Source organism: Phormidium sp. FACHB-1136, from assembly GCF_014697375.1.
In the GTDB taxonomy this organism is placed as follows: domain Bacteria; phylum Cyanobacteriota; class Cyanobacteriia; order Phormidesmidales; family Phormidesmidaceae; genus Nodosilinea.
Genome location: NZ_JACJRS010000025.1, coordinates 1 through 19,090 on the forward strand (window position 1 = coordinate 1; position 19,090 = coordinate 19,090).

The 19,090-nt window shown below is 54.5% G+C and carries 15 protein-coding genes and 2 pseudogenes; 9 read left to right on the forward strand and 8 right to left on the reverse strand.

Annotation, left to right across the window (positions count from 1 at the left end):
* Nucleotides 1-96 precede the first annotated feature (96 nt).
* The gene (locus H6G62_RS09605) at nt 97-1,206 is read right to left on the reverse strand and encodes an NACHT domain-containing protein (RefSeq protein ID WP_199324874.1); all 1,110 of its coding nucleotides are present in this window, start codon (nt 1,204-1,206) and stop codon (nt 97-99) included.
* Nucleotides 1,207-1,337: 131 nt separating this feature from the next.
* Between H6G62_RS09605 and H6G62_RS09610 the strand changes: the two genes are divergently transcribed.
* Entirely contained in the window at nt 1,338-1,556 is a 219-nt protein-coding gene (locus H6G62_RS09610) for a hypothetical protein (protein WP_190494485.1), read from the forward strand.
* 179 nt (nt 1,557-1,735) lie between these two features.
* Here the strand turns inward: H6G62_RS09610 and nuoK are convergent, their stop codons facing one another.
* From nuoK to nuoH, 4 genes are all read right to left on the reverse strand, one after another.
* Nucleotides 1,736-2,041: an NADH-quinone oxidoreductase subunit NuoK gene (gene nuoK / locus H6G62_RS09615; RefSeq protein WP_190494488.1), complete on the reverse strand. Its 306-nt coding sequence runs from the start codon at nt 2,039-2,041 to the stop codon at nt 1,736-1,738.
* Between the two features lie 94 nt (nt 2,042-2,135).
* Nucleotides 2,136-2,750, reverse strand: a complete 615-nt coding sequence (locus H6G62_RS09620; RefSeq protein WP_190494490.1) for an NADH-quinone oxidoreductase subunit J — start codon at nt 2,748-2,750, stop codon at nt 2,136-2,138.
* Between the two features lie 79 nt (nt 2,751-2,829).
* Nucleotides 2,830-3,426: an NAD(P)H-quinone oxidoreductase subunit I gene (gene ndhI / locus H6G62_RS09625; RefSeq protein ID WP_190494587.1), complete on the reverse strand. Its 597-nt coding sequence runs from the start codon at nt 3,424-3,426 to the stop codon at nt 2,830-2,832.
* A gap of 72 nt (nt 3,427-3,498) precedes the next feature.
* Nucleotides 3,499-4,617 (reverse strand): NADH-quinone oxidoreductase subunit NuoH, encoded by a 1,119-nt coding sequence (gene nuoH, locus H6G62_RS09630; RefSeq protein ID WP_190494492.1) that lies wholly within the window; start codon nt 4,615-4,617, stop codon nt 3,499-3,501.
* A 247-nt stretch (nt 4,618-4,864) separates the two neighbouring features.
* Here nuoH and H6G62_RS09635 point away from each other — a divergent pair, with 247 nt between their 5' ends.
* From H6G62_RS09635 to H6G62_RS09670, 8 genes and pseudogenes are all read left to right on the forward strand, one after another.
* The gene (locus H6G62_RS09635) at nt 4,865-5,035 is read left to right on the forward strand and encodes a hypothetical protein (protein ID WP_190494494.1); all 171 of its coding nucleotides are present in this window, start codon (nt 4,865-4,867) and stop codon (nt 5,033-5,035) included.
* A gap of 283 nt (nt 5,036-5,318) precedes the next feature.
* Nucleotides 5,319-6,998: a transglutaminase domain-containing protein gene (locus H6G62_RS09640; protein WP_190494496.1), complete on the forward strand. Its 1,680-nt coding sequence runs from the start codon at nt 5,319-5,321 to the stop codon at nt 6,996-6,998.
* Nucleotides 6,999-7,319: 321 nt separating this feature from the next.
* Nucleotides 7,320-7,850, forward strand: a complete 531-nt coding sequence (locus H6G62_RS09645) for a hypothetical protein (protein ID WP_190494498.1) — start codon at nt 7,320-7,322, stop codon at nt 7,848-7,850.
* 1,313 nt (nt 7,851-9,163) lie between these two features.
* A pseudogene (locus H6G62_RS27780) lies at nt 9,164-9,436 on the forward strand (ISKra4 family transposase); the annotation flags it as partial.
* Between the two features lie 168 nt (nt 9,437-9,604).
* A complete protein-coding gene (locus tag H6G62_RS09655; protein ID WP_190494501.1) occupies nt 9,605-9,991 on the forward strand; it encodes a hypothetical protein in 387 nt (128 codons plus the stop codon).
* Between the two features lie 211 nt (nt 9,992-10,202).
* Nucleotides 10,203-11,099: a hypothetical protein gene (locus tag H6G62_RS09660; protein ID WP_190494502.1), complete on the forward strand. Its 897-nt coding sequence runs from the start codon at nt 10,203-10,205 to the stop codon at nt 11,097-11,099.
* A 249-nt stretch (nt 11,100-11,348) separates the two neighbouring features.
* On the forward strand, nt 11,349-12,131 hold the full coding sequence (locus H6G62_RS09665; RefSeq protein ID WP_190494504.1) for a transglutaminase family protein: 783 nt from the start codon (nt 11,349-11,351) through the stop codon (nt 12,129-12,131).
* Between the two features lie 642 nt (nt 12,132-12,773).
* Nucleotides 12,774-13,073, forward strand: coding sequence for a hypothetical protein (locus H6G62_RS09670; protein ID WP_190494506.1), 300 nt, complete (start codon nt 12,774-12,776; stop codon nt 13,071-13,073).
* 104 nt (nt 13,074-13,177) lie between these two features.
* On the opposite strand, the gene H6G62_RS09675 is transcribed toward H6G62_RS09670, so the two are convergent.
* The 3 genes and pseudogenes from H6G62_RS09675 to gor form a co-directional block, all read right to left on the reverse strand.
* Complete coding sequence (locus tag H6G62_RS09675; RefSeq protein WP_190494508.1) at nt 13,178-17,170, reverse strand: diguanylate cyclase; 3,993 nt, start codon at nt 17,168-17,170, stop codon at nt 13,178-13,180.
* A gap of 276 nt (nt 17,171-17,446) precedes the next feature.
* Nucleotides 17,447-17,575: pseudogene (locus H6G62_RS09680) on the reverse strand (IS256 family transposase); the annotation flags it as partial.
* A 99-nt stretch (nt 17,576-17,674) separates the two neighbouring features.
* Nucleotides 17,675-19,027: a glutathione-disulfide reductase gene (gene gor / locus H6G62_RS09685; RefSeq protein ID WP_190494510.1), complete on the reverse strand. Its 1,353-nt coding sequence runs from the start codon at nt 19,025-19,027 to the stop codon at nt 17,675-17,677.
* Nucleotides 19,028-19,090 lie beyond the last annotated feature (63 nt).

Genomic DNA, 19,090 nt, shown 5'->3' on the forward strand with positions numbered 1-19,090 from the left:
TGCTTCTGAAGCTCTTGCTTTTCCTCTGACGTTAGATAGTTTCTGACTCCCATGGCTTATTCCAGAATTTTAATGTATTATACGCAGTTTAGATGACTAACAGCTTATGGGCGTTACGGCTAACTTGCACAGCGGTTCATTATCCTTATGATTTAACTTGTCGATAAAAATCTTTGTCTTTCTCGGATCTTGTCTGAACGTAAACCATTTGTTGGCAAAATCAGCGATCTGATCTTTATCAAAATCAGCGATTTCTACATATGTGAACGAATCAAACATATATTCCAGTGCATCAACGCGGCAAGTCATTACGCACTGGCACCCTCGGAACTTCTGGATCTGAGTAAAGGTTTTGATGTCTTTCAGTACTCGATCATGATCACTTTCTTTTACCTCATCTAGGCCATCTAGCAAAATCAAAGCTTGGCCAGTCTCTAAAATAGCTTCTAGAACGTCGGTTTCTTTGATCCCGCAGGTTTCCCATTGGTTTTGGATGTAGGTTTGCAGTTCAGGTTTACCTTTGGCCTCAGCGTATTCTCTCAGCGTTACAAACACAGGCACCCGCTGGGGCTGAAATTCTCCCTCGTTGCACAAAACCGCCAGCCGTTGCATAAAGGTAGTTTTGCCTGCTCCCGGTTTGCCTAAAATCATCAGTTGGCGATGCTCTTCCACCGCTTGCAGTCCGGGAACTCCTTTCTGATGTACCTGGCCCAACAAAAAACGGTCAAATTTTTCGGGATCATGCTTTAACCACTCATCCTTTGGTGGTTGCTGATTTTTTGAGAGCTTTTTGAGGATGTTGACCCTGGTATAGATATCCCCCAGGCTAATGGGTTGCTCCATATCCAACACCCGCATCTTGCCGCACCGGGTTTTGATATCGGCATGCACCTGGGCGCGAATGGTTTGCACTAATTTGGCGATGTCGGGAGTAGCGTCGGGACTGGGTTCTATAACAACGTTGGCTTTTAGCCCTGCAACCGTTTCCCAGTCCAGTTTTAGGGCGTTGCAAAAACTGACAAATAGCTTTTTGCTGACAGACTTACCGGAAGCAAAGTTAATCGCAGGTTGACGGCTACAGCCACATTGATCGGCCAGATTCTCGCGACTCCAGCCCCGGTCAGTCAACGCTCGGTTGATCTGCTGAATGCCTGCTTGGGTTGCGGTGAGCGATCTTTCTGCCATGCCGTTGTCTTTCAAAACCAAGGATTTCTCCAAGGGTAGCGCAACTCATCCCCAAGTCATACCCAACTCATACCGTCCGAAACCCTTGTGGGGACTGAACTTTTGCGCCAGAAGAAAGAATATGAACTCATCGAAAACAAACGGAGTTCACCATGAAACCAACCAAACCCGTTCCCCCCTTGAACCTCATTTTTGCCACCGTGCTACTGCTTACCCTTGGCTCTGGCGGTACGGCCCTCCATTTGGCCAACCAACCCCACCCCACCGAGGCCCAAGGGCGCATCCTGGAGGGAGCAATGAACACCTGGCAAATGGGAACCCTGACCCTGATTGGCCTTTTGGGCATTGGCAGCACCAACCCCAAAGCTTAGCCCTTGGGATCTACCCCTTTTTGTCGGTGCCCACACCTACCAGCGCACCGCCAAAGAGGGCTCCTTCCACACCGAATGGACAAGAGCCCCTCGCTAGGGTTTCAACGGTAGCTTAACGATCAGCCCCCAGGCTCCTTTAAGAACCCTGGGGGCTGTGGTCTACTACTTCAGTCGGTGGTTTACCACTTCAGGAGATTAAACTGCTCCATGTCTACGGTGTCGCGGTTGCGGTAGATGGACAGCACAATGGCCAAGCCCACGGCGGCTTCGGCGGCGGCGATGCTGATCACAAACACCGCAAAGACTTGACCATTGATGCCGACGGGATCCAAATAGTTGGAAAAAGCCATCAGGTTGAGGTTGACCGCGTTCAGCATCAGTTCGATAGACATCAAAACGCGGATCACGTTACGGCTGGTGACGAGGCCATAGACCCCAATACAAAACAGGGCCGCAGCGGTGAGGAGAAAATACTCAAGTTGCATAGCTCAACGGAAAAGAAGAATCACAACAGTCCGAAGTCGAGAAAGTTTGGGTATCCGTAGGATGGGCACCGCCCATCATCCAACCGCAGGGATGCTAACGATCCCCATCCCCCACGGGGGCCGAGGACACCAGTTCGCGGGGGCGTTCGGGCAGTTGCAGGGCTTCGGTTTCGGGTTCGCCCGGTTCAGTATCGGGGATGAACTCGCGGCGGGCCAGGACGATTGCGCCAATCAGCGCCATCAGCAGCAGCACGGAAGCCAGTTCAAAGGGCAGCAGGTAGTCGGTAAAAAAGTGCTTGCCGATTTCGACGATGGCCTGTTCGCCAATCGGGGTTTCGCTGGAAATGGCCCAGGGCGTATTCAGCACCGAGGCGGTCAGCAGGGCAAACAATCCAGCGCAAACGCACCCAGTAGCCACCTTGCCAATCCAGGCTTGGCTGACGGGGGCAAAGGGCTGGCGCTTGTTCACCAGCATGATCCCGAACAGGATCAACACGTTGACCGCGCCGACGTAGACCAGAATTTGAGCCGCTGCCACAAAGCCCGCATTCAGCAGGATGTACATCCCCGCCATGCTGATGAACACCCCCCCCAGCAGGAAGGCCGAATACACAATATTTTCTAGCAGCACCACCCCAAGGGCGCTACCCAACACCATCAACACCAGGATGCCAAAGGCAACCAGTTGAACCCCTTCTGCTAATGTCACAGGTCTTGTACTCCTAGAAAACACCGATTGGGTTGGCCTCAGCCTCCCCGCTATTCAATCATACGCAAGGCCAGGGCACCTAGGCTTTTGGCTCTGCTCCAGCAGATTCCTCCAGGATTTCCTGGGGCAGCTTGCCTGCCCGCCGCGAGTTGGGGGACAGATCGTGGGGTTCCATCACGCCCTTGGGCAGGTAGGCCAGTTCCCGCAGGGGCGTCACCATCGGGTCTTGGGTCACTTTGTAGGGCAGACGACCGAGGGCCACGTTGTCGTAGTTGAGTTCGTGGCGGTCGTAGGTGGCCATCTCGTATTCTTCGGTCATGGAGAGGCAGTTGGTGGGGCAATATTCCACGCAGTTGCCGCAGAAAATGCAGACCCCAAAGTCGATACTGTAGTGCTTGAGGGTTTTCTTTTTAGTGGTTTTGTCAAAGTCCCAGTCCACCACGGGTAGGTTGATGGGGCACACCCGCACACAGACTTCACAGGCGATGCACTTGTCAAACTCGAAGTGGATCCGGCCCCGGAAACGCTCGGAGGGAATCAGCTTTTCGTAGGGGTAATGCACCGTAATCGGACGACGGCTCATGTGGTCGAAGGTGACGGACAACCCCTGGCCAATGTATTTTGCGGCCTGAAAGCTTTCCTTTGCGTAATCGCCAACTTGTTTGAGAAACCCCAGCATGGGAAAACCTCCAGCGTTTGAACAGGTTTGAGCAATGGGCGTTGGATGAATTGAGGAAGCCGATCCGGCCTAGCCGCCAAAGGCCACAGGGAAGGCCAGCTTTAGCCCCGCCGTCAGCAGCAGGTTCACCAGGGACACGGGCAGCAGGAACTTCCAGCCGAAGTCCAGCAGTTGGTCAATCCGCACCCGGGGCACCGTCCAGCGCAGCAGAATGGCCAGAAACACCAGGGCGTAGGCTTTGAACAGGGTCATCATGATGCCCAGGGAGGCAGCGATTACCTGGAACCAGGGGGTAGTTTCGCTGACGCCAATCAGGTCGGCAATCCAGCTTACAGAGACCGGAAACTCCCAGCCGCCCAGGTACAGGATGGACACAATCAGCGCCGACAGCACCAGGTTAACGTAGGAGCCGACGTAGAATAGGCCGAACTTCATCCCGGTGTATTCGGTTTGGTATCCGGCCACCAGTTCTTCCTCGGCTTCTGGGAGGTCAAAGGGCAGACGCTCACATTCCGCCAGGGCCGCAATCCAGAAGATCAAGAATCCGGCGGGCTGTCGCCAAATGTTCCAGCCTAGGATGCCGTAGCCCGACTGCTGGTTGACAATATCTATGGTACTGAGGCTGTTGGACATTAAGACCACCGCTAGCACCGCCAGGGCCATTGGAATTTCGTAGCTAATGGATTGAGCCGCTGCCCGCAGCCCCCCCAGCAGGGAATATTTGTTGTTGGAGGAGTAACCCGCCATCAGCAGCCCAATGGGGGCAATGCTGGAGAGGGCAATCCACAGGAAAATGCCGACACCGATGTCGGTGATCACCATGTTCTGGCCAAAGGGCACGATTAGATAGGACAAAAAGACCGGAATCACCACGATGGCGGGGCCAAGGGTGAACAGAATCGGGTCGGCCTTGGCGGGGGTGATGTCTTCTTTAAACAAAAGCTTGATACCGTCGGCGGCGGCTTGCAGAGTGCCCAGCGGCCCCACGTATTCCGGGCCAATCCGCTGTTGGGCGGCGGCGGAAATCTTCCGCTCTAGCCACACCGTCACGAAAATGCTGACGGTGGCCCCTACCAAAATCACCACCATGGGCAGTGGCAGCCAGAGTGCCTTAGCCGCTCCACTGGGCAGCCCCAGTTCAGTCAGCAGCCGCACAAAGCTTCCTTGTAGGTCAATTCCTGGATTCATCGCTCGCCCTTTGCTGCGTCATCATTCACCATAACCCAGGCCCGACGGTCGGATACAGAGCCTAGGCCAAAATCTCCCTAAGATTCTAACTGTTCTTTCCCCCAGTTCCGCTGGGCGAGGGGTGGCTTTTTAACCAACCAGACCTAAATCGGCCCTCAGGTCTGGTGTTGCATAGGCTCCTTACTCCAACCCTCCCCTTCTGAAAAACTTATGGCCATAATAAAAACGTCCCTCTTGCGGTGATGCCATGTTTTTCCCTCCCTTTTGTATGCCCCCCAGTACCGAATCTCGGCGGCAGTACCAGCGCTATAAGCTAGAGATGATGAAAGCCTTCCGCGATTCTCTAGAAACACGACTCGCCGCCATCAACGCCGCCATTAGCACCGTAGAACAACAGATTGGCCAGGAAGGCGAGTAGGAGACAGGTCTCCTGACCCTTTGGCCTCCTGACCCTTGGGTCTCTTAGGCGAGCAATGGATGCACTCTGAGTCTGGCTGGATTGCTGCGGATTAAGCACAAGGGTGCAGAGACCACGCCTCTACGGGTTGACGGGCTAGATAGCGACGGGGTGCGGACAGGGCATCAGGTGTATTTTGTCCATGGCCTAGCAAAATACACTTTTTTCGGGCACAGTCCCCTAGGATATGACCAATACAATGGCTGGCCCCGTGCTTGGCCTTTCCTAGGTGTGACTGTGCCCCATGCTTGACCCCATTCCGTCCTCCCCATCCTCCCCAGATGCTGAGCGTTCCTCAGCCTTTACCTCCCACCTGCTCCAGCCCATTGGGGTAAAGGCGGTTTATGGTTTGGCCCTGCGGGGGGACGACCTTTTGGCCGTTGATCCCTTTCGCGGCTATTTGCTGAAGGTTGACCCCAAAACTGGGGATGCCGCCATCCTCAACCCGCGCCATGCCGCCGAGTTTGAACAGGCCACCGGGTTGGCCCACTGGGAAGGCCGAGTTTGGATTGCAAAGGGCCACAGTATTTACGTCACCGCCCTAGATGAGATCAACCCCGTCCCCGTGATCACTCTGCCCTACACCGCCGATGGGGTCGCCGTGTGGGAAAGCACCCTCTACGTGAGCTGCAAAAAAGCGGGCTACATCTATGTATACGACCGCGATTCGGGCCATCGCATCACCCAGTTTCCGGCACCGGGGATTGGCGTAGAGAATATTTCAGTATGGGGCGATTACCTCTGGGTCTGCGACCAAACCGAGCAAACCGTCTACTGTCTAGACCGCGCCACGGGGGAACTGGCGGTGAAAATGCTCACCCCCTTCCCCACGCCCACGGGGATCGCTGTGCCACCCCACACCCAGCCCGACCAGGGCACCATCTGGGTTTCCTACACCAACGAAGAACCCTACGTTCGCGACGACCCCAACGGTGAGGATCCCTACGAACTGACCTTTCGGGACGTTACCCTGATCCACCCCCTCACCTACCGCTGGGACAAGGCCCAAAACTACTGTCGCACCAACGGCTTTTTGGTAGAGATGACCTACGTGGAGGAAATCGACGCCCTAGAAGACGCCGCCGCCCTGCAAAATGTGGAATGGCGGATGGCCTTTCCCACCAGCACCGACCGCCAAACCCTGCGTTCCGTGGAATCCGTCGGCCAGCCCTACGAAGAGGATGTACAAAACGGCGAACGGGTGGCCAGCTTCAAGTTTCCCACCCTCGACCCCCACGAACGCCACATTTTTGGCTGGAAAGCCCTCATTGAGGTCTACGGCATTAAGTATCAGATCAGCCCTCGCCAGGTCGAATCTGCCCCGCCCCTACCAACGGAATTCGGCCCCCGCTACCTGATCGACGACGACGAACTGGCCATGGATAGCCCCCTAATCCAGGCCGCCGCCCGCGACAGCATTGGTCGAGAAACCAACCTGCTGCGCCAGGTGCTCAGCATCCGCAACTATGTGTATGACAAGCTCTCCTACGCCGTTACCCCCGCCATCGAAACCCCCGATGTGGTGCTAGAACGGGGGCGCGGTTCCTGTGGAGAATACGTGGGTCTGCTGCTGGCGCTGATGCGGCTGAATGGCATCGCCTGCCGCACCGTAGGCCGCTACAAATGCCCCGCCCAGGCCGATAAACCGGGCATTTATCTAGAGCCCGACTTCAACCACGTCTGGATCGAGTTCTACATCCCCGGCTTCGGCTGGCTACCGATGGAATCCAACCCCGACGACATCCAAGACGGTGGCCCCTACCCCACCCGCTTTTTCATGGGTCTGCCCTGGTGGCATGTGGAAATGGGTAAGGGCATTCCCTTCGAGAAGCTGATCCGCCCCGAAGGTAGCCCCGACGTGAAACTAGGCGACCTTGCCGTCAACCACATGCGCTTTCGCATCCTCGGCGAACTGAAACCGTAGGGTGGGCACTGCCCACCACCCCATTTATTCCCCTACCACCCACCCCACCCCCTCAAACTTGTCGGCTTCGGCAAAATGGGTCTGCGGTTACAGGCGACCAGGGTGAGAAAGATTGCCCCGCCGGGAGTGTAGGCGCGTCGATAATTGGGCATTTGGGGGTCAGGGAAGATACGCTAAGGTAGTGTTCCCGATGGGTTGGTGATGGCTGGGTGGGAAGGTGGGCAGTGCCCACCCTACGGTACTTGAAGCGACCAGTGAATTTAACCGTATTTGAGGAGTCAGGAGCATGTATCTTAGGAAATCTCCATTGAATTAATTTTTATGAGAGAGAAGAGAAAAATAAGCAAAGTCGATCAGTTTGGCATCGCAGCAGGTTTAGTAGGCTTAATCACTGACTTTTTATCGCTTTCTGCTCTTTTTCGAAGTCCTTCTGAGGAGAGTTATTTAACCTTGTTTAATTGGATAGCCGTATTTATGTTAATTCTTTATTCAACAATTATAATAAATTTCTTCGTCAGACGCTTCTTGTTTCGAAGATTTAGGCGTCGCGTTTTTGAATCAAACAAAAGAAAAGAGATAGAGCTTTCAATCTTTTTCTTCACGCTTTTGGTCTGCCTCCCTGTAATGACTGCTTTCTTTACTGCAGCTTTGATTCAATACGATAGCTACGATTCCAATTTTCTTCTTTTTTATGAGCATATTTTTAGCTTTTTCTATCTGTCTGAAGGCTTTTATATATTGCTCTGCGGAATCTTCTACGGTGCGTTTCTTTCATTTTATGTAATTTGCTGTTGTCATTTGGCTTTAGGATTCTTTTACAGAGTCTTGATTTCCAGTGAAGACAACGCTTAGGAAAAGACATCAGAGAGCGTTTTCAGCCAGCCGTAAGGTGGGCATTGCCCACCACCCCACTACTCACCCACCACCAACCCCTCCCCCTCAAGCTCAACCGCTGTCTCCTTCCCTCCACAACAGCATCCCCACTCCTCTCCATAAAATCCCTCCCTGACAAACCGCCGAAAGCTCGGAAGCTCCCACTGATGGGGGCACTTTACCAAGCCATGCTTCACCGGGTTGTAATGCAAGTAGTCTATAATCGGGCATTGGGGGTAGGGAACGGAGTTTTAGGGAGATGGTGGGCACTGCCCACCCTACCACTACCACTGGTTTGGGTATAGTTCCTTAAACCCGTTGGATTGAAAGGTTGCCTCGCGCCGCAAACACTCCAACTGGAACTACGTTACTTTTTCACCGGGTGGCCACGGTACTTAATTTCTCCTGTCAAATCGGAGGGAGCAGGCATTTGCTTAGAAGCGTCAGTATTGGTACGTCGCCAAGGCTTTCCACGATAAATCCCTTCTGCAACCGTTGCCTCCTCACCATCGGGCTTTTGGGAAGATGGGGAGCTATATTTAACGCCGCGATAGGTGAAGGTCGGACTATTGTTAGCCGGTGACTCTGACTGGGCTGAACAATCCTCGCTGGTAGAACTGGGCTGAACACCTGAAGCTAGCTCATCGCTGACCTCTTGTGTTATCGCATGGGCTGTGAGTCTTTGCAATCCCACAAGACCGAAGCACAAGATCAATAGGAGTACTGGCCCTGGGGCTTCCAAGAAACCCACAATCACCAGGCCTAGAGCGATCGCTGCACCACAAGTCATCGCCAAAAGCAAGAGCAGTGTTACCAGCATGAATCTCAACTCCCAGGATCTTGAACTACGGCTTGAACGTTGCAAGGACTCAAGCGTAGGACACATAGCAATCTATGACCGTTCCCAGCTTTACCGATCATCAGTCACTCGCAACAAGACTCGCTCATCGCACGACCGAGAAATATACCACTGGCTGATTCCAGAGTTTGTAGGGTGGGCACTGCCCACCACCCCACTATTCACCCCCCCCCTCCCCCTCAAACTCAACCACAGCCTCCTTCCCTCCACAACAGCATCCCCAATCCTCACCATAAAACCCATCCCTGACAAACCGCCGAAAACTCGAAAACTCCCACTGATGGGGGCACTCCACCAAGCCATGCTTCACCGGGTTGTAATGCAAATAATTGATATGCCCCACCCAATCCGCCTCATCGCGAATAAGGCGCACCGGGTCAGACGCACCTTGACCCAATTGATTCACCTACCCGGTTGGTCGGACTCTGCCTTCTCCACCCTGCGTCAGGTGCAGACCTACTTCTAGCGGCACCACCACACTCGCTATCGGCACTTTGAACGACTGGGCCTTCACTTAGGCTCAGGGATGGTCGAAAGTGCCTGTAAATGGCTCATTCAACAGCGATTCAAGGGCGTTGGCATGCGCTGGAGCTAGGACGGCTTTAACCACCTCCTGCTGCTCAGACTAGCCTGGGCCGATCACCGCTTTGATGACCTCTTTCCCTCGGTACCGAAGGAACGGCCTGCCCCCTCCCCCAACTCGTAGATACGCCCCAGGTCGGCGTCTCCGCGAGAGCGATGGTGACATAATCTAGTTTCCTGACCTCTTTTACTCAATTTGAGTTGAAAAATAAAATACTTACTCATGTTAGATTGCTTGTGCTATGGTCGGTGCAAGTTCTTTTAGTTGAGGTGGCAAACACGTGCAAGCCAGATGACCCGTTACTCATTGGATATATCAGACACTGAAAAGAGACAAATTGAGTCTTGCCGTAGTGATCTGAGTTGGAAAGAGCTCAGTTTTGGGGCAAAGCTGAGAGTGTTGATATTCGAGCAGGTTGAAATGCTAGAAGAAGAGAACACTAAAATGATCGACTTAAACCGTGCTGCCAACATGGCTGAAATGTACGCTAAAGCTTGTCCTGGAGGCATCAATGGCTCATTAAACGGTGCTGTAATTGACATTGTGGATACAGCCAAGATGGCTCGTTACCGTATGGCGGAAATGTTTGGCATGGATCCTCAGGACGTCCCTCTAGAGTCCTGTATCAAGGTCGCTATCGAGGCACTCTTGAAGGCTCAACAAGATCCAGCGTCATGATTGCCCAGAATATCTAGCCCTCAATCCCCGGTAAGCGTTGGGTTCTGCTTCGCTGCCCCCAACCTAAAAGCTGAAAAACGGGGTGTTATCTTGTAGAACCAATAGACTATCCTCGGCATAGTGGTTGTTAGCGATCTAGTCTGATATCACATTCTTTTGCTGGGTAGACTGTGGGCCAATAGTCTCATCATATTTTCACCAAGAGGAAACCGTGAAGATATCAACTTATCTAAAAATTAATGCCAAGTATTCCAATCCATTTGTATTTAGCCTGACTAGTCGTGGCTTTTACTCCGAGATTAATAATCTGCTGAATGCGATTCTTTTTGGATTGATTACCAAGCGCAGACTTTATGTCGATCAGTCTAGCTTTGCAGGGGGAGATTTAAAATGGGCCGATTTATATCAATCAGATTTGCCATGGGTCACTAAGGATATCCAGAATCTTGTTGACCCGCGATGGATCATCGAAGGAGTTGAAGGAACAGGTTTTTGGGATATAAGTAGCTTCATCAATGAGCGCCATCGTAACCGGATATTTTTCCTCTTAAGATCCTACGGCTTTTATGGAGGTATCTTTGCTGCAAAACGTCACTTAGCTCATCAATTCTGTCAACCCGTTGTGCCTCTCAATTGGCCAGAGTCTTTACAATTGCCCTATGCTGCAATACATGTTCGACGAGGAGACAAGATTAAGGGATATATTTCACCACGCAGTGGTGAACTCATCATCGATGGTGATCAGGTAATCTTGGATGAATACCTATCTATTCTTCGTAGGCGATCTCCTCATCTCAAAAGTCTTTTTGTAATGACAGACGATTATCAGGTCATTGACGAACTCAAGACTATAGATCCAAGCCTAAATATCTTTACTTTTTGCGAGAAAGAAGAGCAGGGCTACACACAAGATGAATTTAACGGACTAGGATCACAATCAAAAACAATGGCGATCAGAAAACTGATCTCAGAAGTTGATATCGCCTGTAATTCCCAAATTTTTGTCGGATGCTATAAATCAAATGTTTCTCGCTACATTGCTCTAGCCCATAAGTACCCAAAGCAGTGTTATAGTGCCGACGCTCAAAAAAAATGGGACCCCTGTTAAATGAGATCGGGCCGGACTTCAACTGTAAGAAACGACCTCATCGGATTAAGCCAAGGGGTGGCGTTGCCCCCTCGGCCCCTGCCATAGGCTGGCGTAGACCTAGCTTCCTAACTTCTAGCCATACACCAGATTTGACAATATCTCCTGGGATCGCTCAATGACGGTATTGAATCCCAGAAATCCACCGTGGGCGGGGCCATCCAGCGATGGGCTCCGCTATGCTGAAAGGACTACCGAAAGAGCGAATCTATGCGACTCCATGCCGGGTGCGAGCTTTTATTTGAGACGCAGGAATCGGCACCCTTGATATTGATGCTTCAGCCCCAGGAAGGAGCCGCCCAGCGCATTCTTCAGGCCAGCTTACAGGTTAATCCCCAGGTGCCCACCCTGGACTACGTAGATAGCTATGGCAACCTCTGTCAGCGGCTGATGGCCCCCCCTGGACACCTGCGGGTACGCAGCACCATCACCGCCCAGGTCGCCCATCACATCGATGTCCAGTTTGGGGCTGGGTTTGTGCCTGTGCAAGACTTACCCAATGCGACCCTGCCGTTTTTGCTACCCAGCCGCTACTGTCAGTCCGACCTGATGGCCGATTTAGCCCACGCCATTACCGCCGACATCGAACCCGCCTACGATCAAGTCGAGGCCATCCGCCACTGGATTCACACCCACATTGAATACCGCTACGACACCAGCGATGCCTCTACCTCAGCCCTAGACACCGAGAAAACCCGAGTCGGGGTATGTCGCGACTTTGTGCATCTCGGCATTGCTCTTTGCCGCAGCCTCACGATTCCGGCCCGCATGGTGGTGGGGTATCTGTACGACCTCAAACCCATGGATCTCCACGCCTGGTTTGAAGCCTACGTGGGCCACCGCTGGTATACCTTTGATGCGACCCAGCCGGAACCCCGAGGGGATCGGATCATCATCGCCTACGGTCGAGACGCCGCTGATGTAGCGCTGGCGACCCAGTATGGGCCACTACAGCTCACTGAAATGGAGGTTTGGGTCAAGGCTGTTTCCTAAGAAATAAGCGTGATCCGTGAAAGCCGATCCATACCTACTAAAATGAAGGTAGGCCAGCGATCATATCATCCATGGCAATCGCTAGTGCGAATACCTAAATCAGCTTAACGCCTTGGCTTTTGCCTGGGCTTAAATGCCCCTATTGCTTCTGTAAGACTTGTCAAATCCCATAGTGTTGTGATCTTGGCTGGGTAGGCAAGACACTGCTCTAAATTATCAATTCGGTGTTTACTAATGACGTAAATGTCCATTCTAGACCGTTGTATCTAGACCGCCGCAATCAAGTCCTTCAATTAGGTGACCCATCATGGGAAAAGAAAGGAAGGGTAATAAGGAAGCTAAGAAACCCAAGGCGAATACTGACGGAACGAAGAAGCCCAAAAAAGATCCTAAGCGCTACGACTCTCCTGCATAACGGTTCATTTTTTCCTTGAGGTTAGGAATCTGGGATTCATTGTCTTTCAACGGCTCCCATTTCCGAAACCCTCGTAAATCATACATTAGGTAACACCCGATGCACCGTATCGGATTGACCTGTTGAGGGTCGTCATCTCTTTCTAGAGAATCACAAAGATAAAGATCCAATACGGTCTAACGTTTAACCAATTTCACTTTAATATACCCGCCTAGAGGAGTTTAACGATGTCATCTTCTTTAACCAAAGGAACCCTGGTTACCATTATCGGCGAAGCCGTTCTACAAAATCGGCTCATCCATCTCCTCACTGAACTTCAGGTTACGGGCTATACCCTAGTGCCAGCCCAGGGCGCGGGTAGCCATGGCCGACGGATGGGTGATATTGCAGGCTATAACACCAATATTGAGCTTAAAACTCTGGTTACCTCCGATTGTTCTGACCATCTAATTGAAGCCCTCAAACCCTTCCAAGACACCCATGCTCTGATTGTTTTTCGTCAAACCGTAGAAGGTCTGTTTGACTGAGTGGTTGCGGCTAGGGATCCCCTGGCCCTCGTTCAGCGCAAGTTTGGGCCTGTTCTGCGGGGAAATTTCTCAGAGGCCCCTGTCGGGAGTACATCACTGGTGTTCTAGGGCGATGTCCCAACTCCTGGCTCTAGTGGCGCACAGAGGACGCGGTTGCGGCCAGCGGCCTTGGCTTGGTAAAGGGCTTGGTCGGCTTTCTGCAAGAGTTCAGCGCCCGTTTGGCCATGCTGCGGAAAACAGGCCACCCCCAAGGAGGCGGTAATGGTGGGCACGGGCTGTCCTCCATGGATGAAGGTCAGTTGGCCAATCTGGTGGCGCAGGGCTTCGGCCCGAGTGGCGGTGTCGGCCAGGGACGTTTGGGGCAAAATTAGGGTAAATTCTTCGCCGCCGTAGCGACAGGCGAGGTCTGACAGGCGAGTGCCCCCTTTCAGCACTTGGGCAATAGCCTGGAGTACCTGATCTCCAAAGTCGTGGCCATAGGTGTCGTTAAACGACTTGAAGTGATCGGCATCGAGCATGATCACGCCAATGGTGGTCTGGTGGCGCTGGGCACTGGCCATTTCGTGCTGGAGGGCTTCTTCCAGGTAGCGGCGGTTATACAGCCCCGTCAGCGGATCGCGAATGCTTTGCTCCCGCAGGGTTTCGCGCAGGTGGAGGTTGGAGATGGCCAGGGCGATCTGTTCGGCGACGGCGTGGGCCAGTTGCCGTTTGGCCACGGGCAAGGCCGCTGGGGTGACGGCACTGAGGTACAGCAGCCCAGAAATTTCGCCCTGGGCCATCATGGGGATGCAGAGTGTGACCACCCCTGCCTCTGCAATCACGTGCTGGCAGTGTCGTTGGGTCTGTCCGGCGGGTACCCAATATCCCCGCCCTCGCCGCAAGGCCCAGCAATCTGTGCGACGAAACTCGGGCTCTGAGCGGAGGGGGTGCCCCCAGGTGGCTTGGGCCTCCAGCGGGCGACCGGGGGCGGGAGTGGTAAAAATGCCCCCCGTACAGTCGGGAAACAGCGGTTGCAGCAGGTCGGCAAGGGCCACGTAGGCTTCGTCTAGGGTTAAACAGGCCTGCAAGAAATCGCTCATGGTGCTGAGCAGCACCATGTCTTCGTTGCGCTGGCGCAGGTCGGCTAGGCGAACCTCTAGCTGTTGGTGAGCCTGCTGCAAGGCGGCTTCGGCGGCTTTGCGGTCGCTGATGTCAATCACAACGCCATACCAAACGATGTCGCCATTCTCCCGGCGCTGGGGTTGAGATCGGCCCTGAAGCCATTTGACCGCACCGCTGGGGGTGATGATGCGCCACTCGTGCTCAAAGGGGGCTAGGGTGTTGATGCTGCACTGCACCGCCGCGTTATACCCCGCTCGATCTTCGGGGTGAATGCCGTCTAACAGCACGGCGGCATCGGCGAGAATATCGGCCACCCGGAGTCCATGCATTGCTTCGACGGCTTGGCTCATATGCTCAAACTGGAAGGTGCCATCGGGGTGCATGACCAAAATGTAGAGATTGGCTGGCGACGCATTCGACAGTCTCCAAAACCGCGCTTCACTTTCTTTTAGGGCTAGTTCGGCCTGTTTGAGATCATGAATATCGCGGCCCACCGACTGGAGCTCTAGCAAGGTGCCCTGGTCGTCATAAATGCCCTGATTGATCCATTGCATCCACCGCACATCGCCTTTAACGATGGCGCGATGCTCCACCATGCCAATGGGGTTCTCCGGCGATAACTGGGCTAGGGCCTGATCGATCAGGGTTTGATCGGTGGCGTAGACTCTGGGTTGATAGGGCTGTCCAATCACCTCCGGTTTAGACAGTCCGTAGTAGCGGCAAAAGGCATCATTCACAAAGACCAGAGTGCCATCGGATTGAAAGCGAGTAATGAGCTCTGTTTGCTCATCCAAAATAGATAAATAACGGGCCTCCGATTGGCGCAGTGCGACTTCCATGGCCTTGCGATCACTAATATCCAGTACCACCCCAAACCAGAGAATATCTTGGTTGGGCAACCGTTCGTGGCGAGCGTTGACCTGGAGCCACTTGGTTTTGCCTGAGGGCGTAATCACGCGCCATTCGTGGCGGAAGGGCTGATGGGTTGCCACACTATAGTTGCGGGCGGCCACAAACCCAGCCCGATCATCGGGATGGTACAGGTTGAAGATCACGCTGGCATCGGCGAGGGCCGCTTCGACCTCAACTTCTAACAGTTCTGAGGCGGCGGCGCTGCCATAGATAAACTGTGTGGATTCATCCGGTTTCACAATGGAGCTATACAGTATCCCCGGCAGGGTAGCCGCCATTTTTTGGAAGCGGGCCTCACTGTCGGCCAGTTTTTGGGCATTGAGCTGAAGATCGGCCTCAAACTGCTTCCGATCACTGACATCCAGCAGCAGGCCATACCAGGTCACGCTGCCGTCGCTGCGTCGGATCGGCTGAGAACTGGCCTCTAACCACTTCAACTGGCCCGAGGGTGTGATGTTGCGAAAGGCGAGGGAAAAGGGCTTCAGGGTGTCGGCGCTGTCGGCCACGGCGGCATCGTGGCTAGGGCGATCTTCCGGGTGGATTTGGGCCAGCACCGTTTCGGCATCGGCCACAATTTGCTCCGGCGTTAGCTCCAGAATGCTCTGGCTGGCCGAGCTGACATAGTCAAACCGGGTGAGGCCATCGGTGTGCAGGGTGTAGGTGTAGATCATGCCCGGTACCGCTGCCGCCAACCGTTGAAATTGGGCCTCGCTCTGGCGGGTGGCCTCTACATCCACCTGGCTTTGAAACAATTGCCGCAGTTGGTCGGCCATTTGGTTAAAGGCCAGGGCCAGGGCTTTGGTTTCAATAATGGGGCTGGTGGCGGGCACCTGCTGGGTCAGATCGCCCGCAGCTAGGGCGGCACTGGCCTGGGTCAGCCGGGTAATGTGCTTGGTTACGCGCTTGGCAATCACTAGACCAGAGGCAATCGCCCCTACCAAGGCCAGCAGGCAGAGTACCCCGGTATGGATTAAGGTCTGCTGCATTTCGGCGGTGAAGTCAGCCTTAGGGATCACCGTCATTACCAGCCAATCAAGACCGTGGGCATTGCGGTAGGGCACCACCGTGATGAAGTCGTGCGTCCCTGGCCCGGAGGCATGGATGGACTGGGGGGATTGTAGGCTGGCCAAATCCATCCCGTGCTGGGTTAGGTATGCGTAGGCCCGCTGGATCGTGGGGCTGTCCAAATCCGTGGGTTTCAGCCGCTCAAAGCCCAGTTCTCCGGGGGGCGTTCTGCTCTCGGCGTTGGGGGTGCTGGTAATGGCGTAGGGGCCGTCTCCGGTGGAGGTGGCCACCACCAAGCCATTGCGCTCCAAAATCACGACTTCCCCCGTTTTCCCGACCGCTAAATCCGCCAAAAAATCCCCCAATTGGTTCAGGGTAATGTTGACCGCAAACACCCCCAGCAATGCACCCCCCTGGTCATACAGGGGGACATGGGCATTGAGGGTGAGCAGGTTGGTACTCCCCAACTGGTAGGGGCCAATCCAGCCCGGTGCTCCGGTGGTCACCGCCTGACGATACCAGGGGCGGTCGCGCACATCCATATTTTCAATCGTTTCTAGGTAGCGCCCCAGTTGCCCCGCCCCATCCACCCCATAGAGACGACTTGTCGATGGGTTAGCCGCCTCTGAAATTCCTGCTTCAATGGGAATTTCCCCCGGCTGAAGCTGGGTGTTCACTCCATAGTCTTTGGGGCTGACATGGTGACTGATGCGAAAATCCCCCTGGGGGCTACCAAACAGCACGGTCGTTAGGCTCTCCGCCTGACGATGCTGCAAAATCATATAGCGGTGCAGTTGATCTAGATCCTGGGGATCGATGGCCTGGGCGACCACCGCCGCCACCTGGGCCTGGTTGAACTGGTGGGCCACCTGAAGGTAGTGATCCAGTTCTTGGGTCACTCGCTGCCCCACCTGATTCATCAGGGCATAGGCCATCGTTTCTATGGTCTGTTGCCCATGGCGATAGGACAGGTACCCCACGACCCCGACCACCCCAGTCACCTGCACCACAAAGGGCAGCGTCAGCAGCAACCGTAGGGGAATGGGCGGCACCTTCGGTTGCAGGTTAAACCGATGCATCCATGGCTTCAAGACATCCTTCACAGCCAAAAACTACCATGCGATGGAGCATCACGGAACGGAACGGGGGAGGGCCAACCTTCCCCCAAGTGACCTGAGCCATGGTGCCCCCCACTATGGCACTCCCACTATGGCACTCCCACTATGGCACTCCCACTATGGCACTCCCACTATGGCACTCTCACCATGACACCTCCACTATGGCACCCCCACCGTCGGTCTGTGCCTATCGTGGCCATCCCCAATCGCCAGGTGCGACGCTTGAGTGATTCCCTAGTCTTTGAGCCGCAACCGTAAGGCTTTCCAACTCAACTCGGATTCCCGATACCCCGCCTCCAGGCCCAGCCGTTGTTTATGCCCCGTATCGATCACCCCGAGGATGACCAACAGACACTGCCGCCCATCGCCTCCTCCCCCAGGGTGTAGCGGTAGTCGTGGGCCATCGCCGAGGATGACCAACAGACACTGCCGCCCATCGCCTCCCCCCTTTGTATGGGGGGATCCTCAGCGCATGGTGACGAACTCTTCGGCGGAACTGGGGTGGATGGCGATGGTGGCATCGAAGTCGGCCTTGGTAGCTCCCATTTGCACGGCAATGGCTACGCCCTGGATAATTTCGGCGGCGTAGTCGCCTACCATGTGCGCCCCCAGGACTTTATCAGTGGGCTGATGGACGACCAACTTCATCAGGGTGCGGGCTTCCATACCGGGGACGCTGTAGTACATGGGTCGGAAGCGGGAGCGGTAGATTTTGATGGTTTCCTCGCCGTACTTGGCCTTGGCCTGTTCCTCGGTCATGCCCACGGTGCCCATTTCAGGGGTGGTAAAGACGGCGGTGGGTACAATAGCGTGGCTCATCAGACCGGGCTTATTGCCAAATTCGGTATCGGCAAAGATGCGTCCTTCCTTGATTGCCACAGGGGTGAGGTTGACCCGGTCGGTGACATCGCCCACGGCGAAAATGTGGGGCACGGCGGTGCGGTGGTGTTCGTCTACGGCGATGGCTCCGTGGTGGATCTCAACCCCTGTATTGTCTAGGCCGAGACCCTGAACGTTGGGGCGGCGTCCGGTGGCGGCAAGGCTGACGGCATCGGCCAGGATGTGTTCCTGCTTTTCGGGGGTGGCAATGGTGATATCCACGCCCGTTTCGGTTTTGTGGATGGCGATCAGTTCGCAGTGGGTCATCAGGGTGATGCCCTGCTGGGCCATGGCGGTTTGGATTTCGGTGCGCAGTTCTTCGTCAAAGCCGCGCAGAATTTTGTCGCCCCGAATCACCTGCACCACTTCGGTACCGAGGCCGTTGAGGATACAGGCAAACTCGCTACCGATGTAGCCGCCACCCAGGATCACCACCCGCTTGGGCTGCTGGGGCAGGTGGAAAATGTCGTCGGAGGTGATGGTGTATTCAATGCCGGGAACATCAGGTTTGACGGGCTTGCCCCCCACGGCAATCAGGATTTTTTCGGCGGTGATTTTTTGATCGCCCACTTCCAGGGTGTGCTCATCCACAAAGCGGGCGTAGTGTGGGAACAACTGCACCGAGGACTTATCCAGCATGGTTCCGTAGATGCCGTTGAGGCGAGTGACTTCGGTATCTAGCGCTTTAATCAGCGTGGGCCAATCGAACTGACGATCCCCCACCGTCCAGCCATAGCCAGCGGCGGCCTCAAACTGGTCGGGGAAGTGGGAGGCGTAGACCATGAGTTTTTTGGGCACGCAACCTCGGTTCACGCAGGTTCCCCCCAGGCGTCCGGCCTCGGCAAGGCCCACTTTGGCCCCGTATTCGGCGGCACGACGAGCGGCGGCAATGCCCCCAGACCCACCCCCAATCACAAACAAATCAAAATCGTAGGCCATGGTTGTCTCCCCCTGGTTGATCACACTGTTTTCTAGTGTATCGAGGTTGGGCAAAGCCAATGG

Coding starts and splice junctions, on each gene's coding strand:
- H6G62_RS09635 (WP_190494494.1), top strand. CDS start 4,865: ATGTTTTTCCCTCCCTTTTGTATGCCCCCCAGTACCGAATCTCGGCGG.
- H6G62_RS09665 (WP_190494504.1), top strand. CDS start 11,349: ATGCGACTCCATGCCGGGTGCGAGCTTTTATTTGAGACGCAGGAATCG.
- nuoK (WP_190494488.1), bottom strand. CDS start 2,041: ATGCAACTTGAGTATTTTCTCCTCACCGCTGCGGCCCTGTTTTGTATT.
- H6G62_RS09640 (WP_190494496.1), top strand. CDS start 5,319: ATGCTTGACCCCATTCCGTCCTCCCCATCCTCCCCAGATGCTGAGCGT.
- gor (WP_190494510.1), bottom strand. CDS start 19,027: ATGGCCTACGATTTTGATTTGTTTGTGATTGGGGGTGGGTCTGGGGGC.
- H6G62_RS09670 (WP_190494506.1), top strand. CDS start 12,774: ATGTCATCTTCTTTAACCAAAGGAACCCTGGTTACCATTATCGGCGAA.
- H6G62_RS09610 (WP_190494485.1), top strand. CDS start 1,338: ATGAAACCAACCAAACCCGTTCCCCCCTTGAACCTCATTTTTGCCACC.
- H6G62_RS09645 (WP_190494498.1), top strand. CDS start 7,320: ATGAGAGAGAAGAGAAAAATAAGCAAAGTCGATCAGTTTGGCATCGCA.
- H6G62_RS09655 (WP_190494501.1), top strand. CDS start 9,605: ATGACCCGTTACTCATTGGATATATCAGACACTGAAAAGAGACAAATT.
- nuoH (WP_190494492.1), bottom strand. CDS start 4,617: ATGAATCCAGGAATTGACCTACAAGGAAGCTTTGTGCGGCTGCTGACT.
- H6G62_RS09675 (WP_190494508.1), bottom strand. CDS start 17,170: ATGCATCGGTTTAACCTGCAACCGAAGGTGCCGCCCATTCCCCTACGG.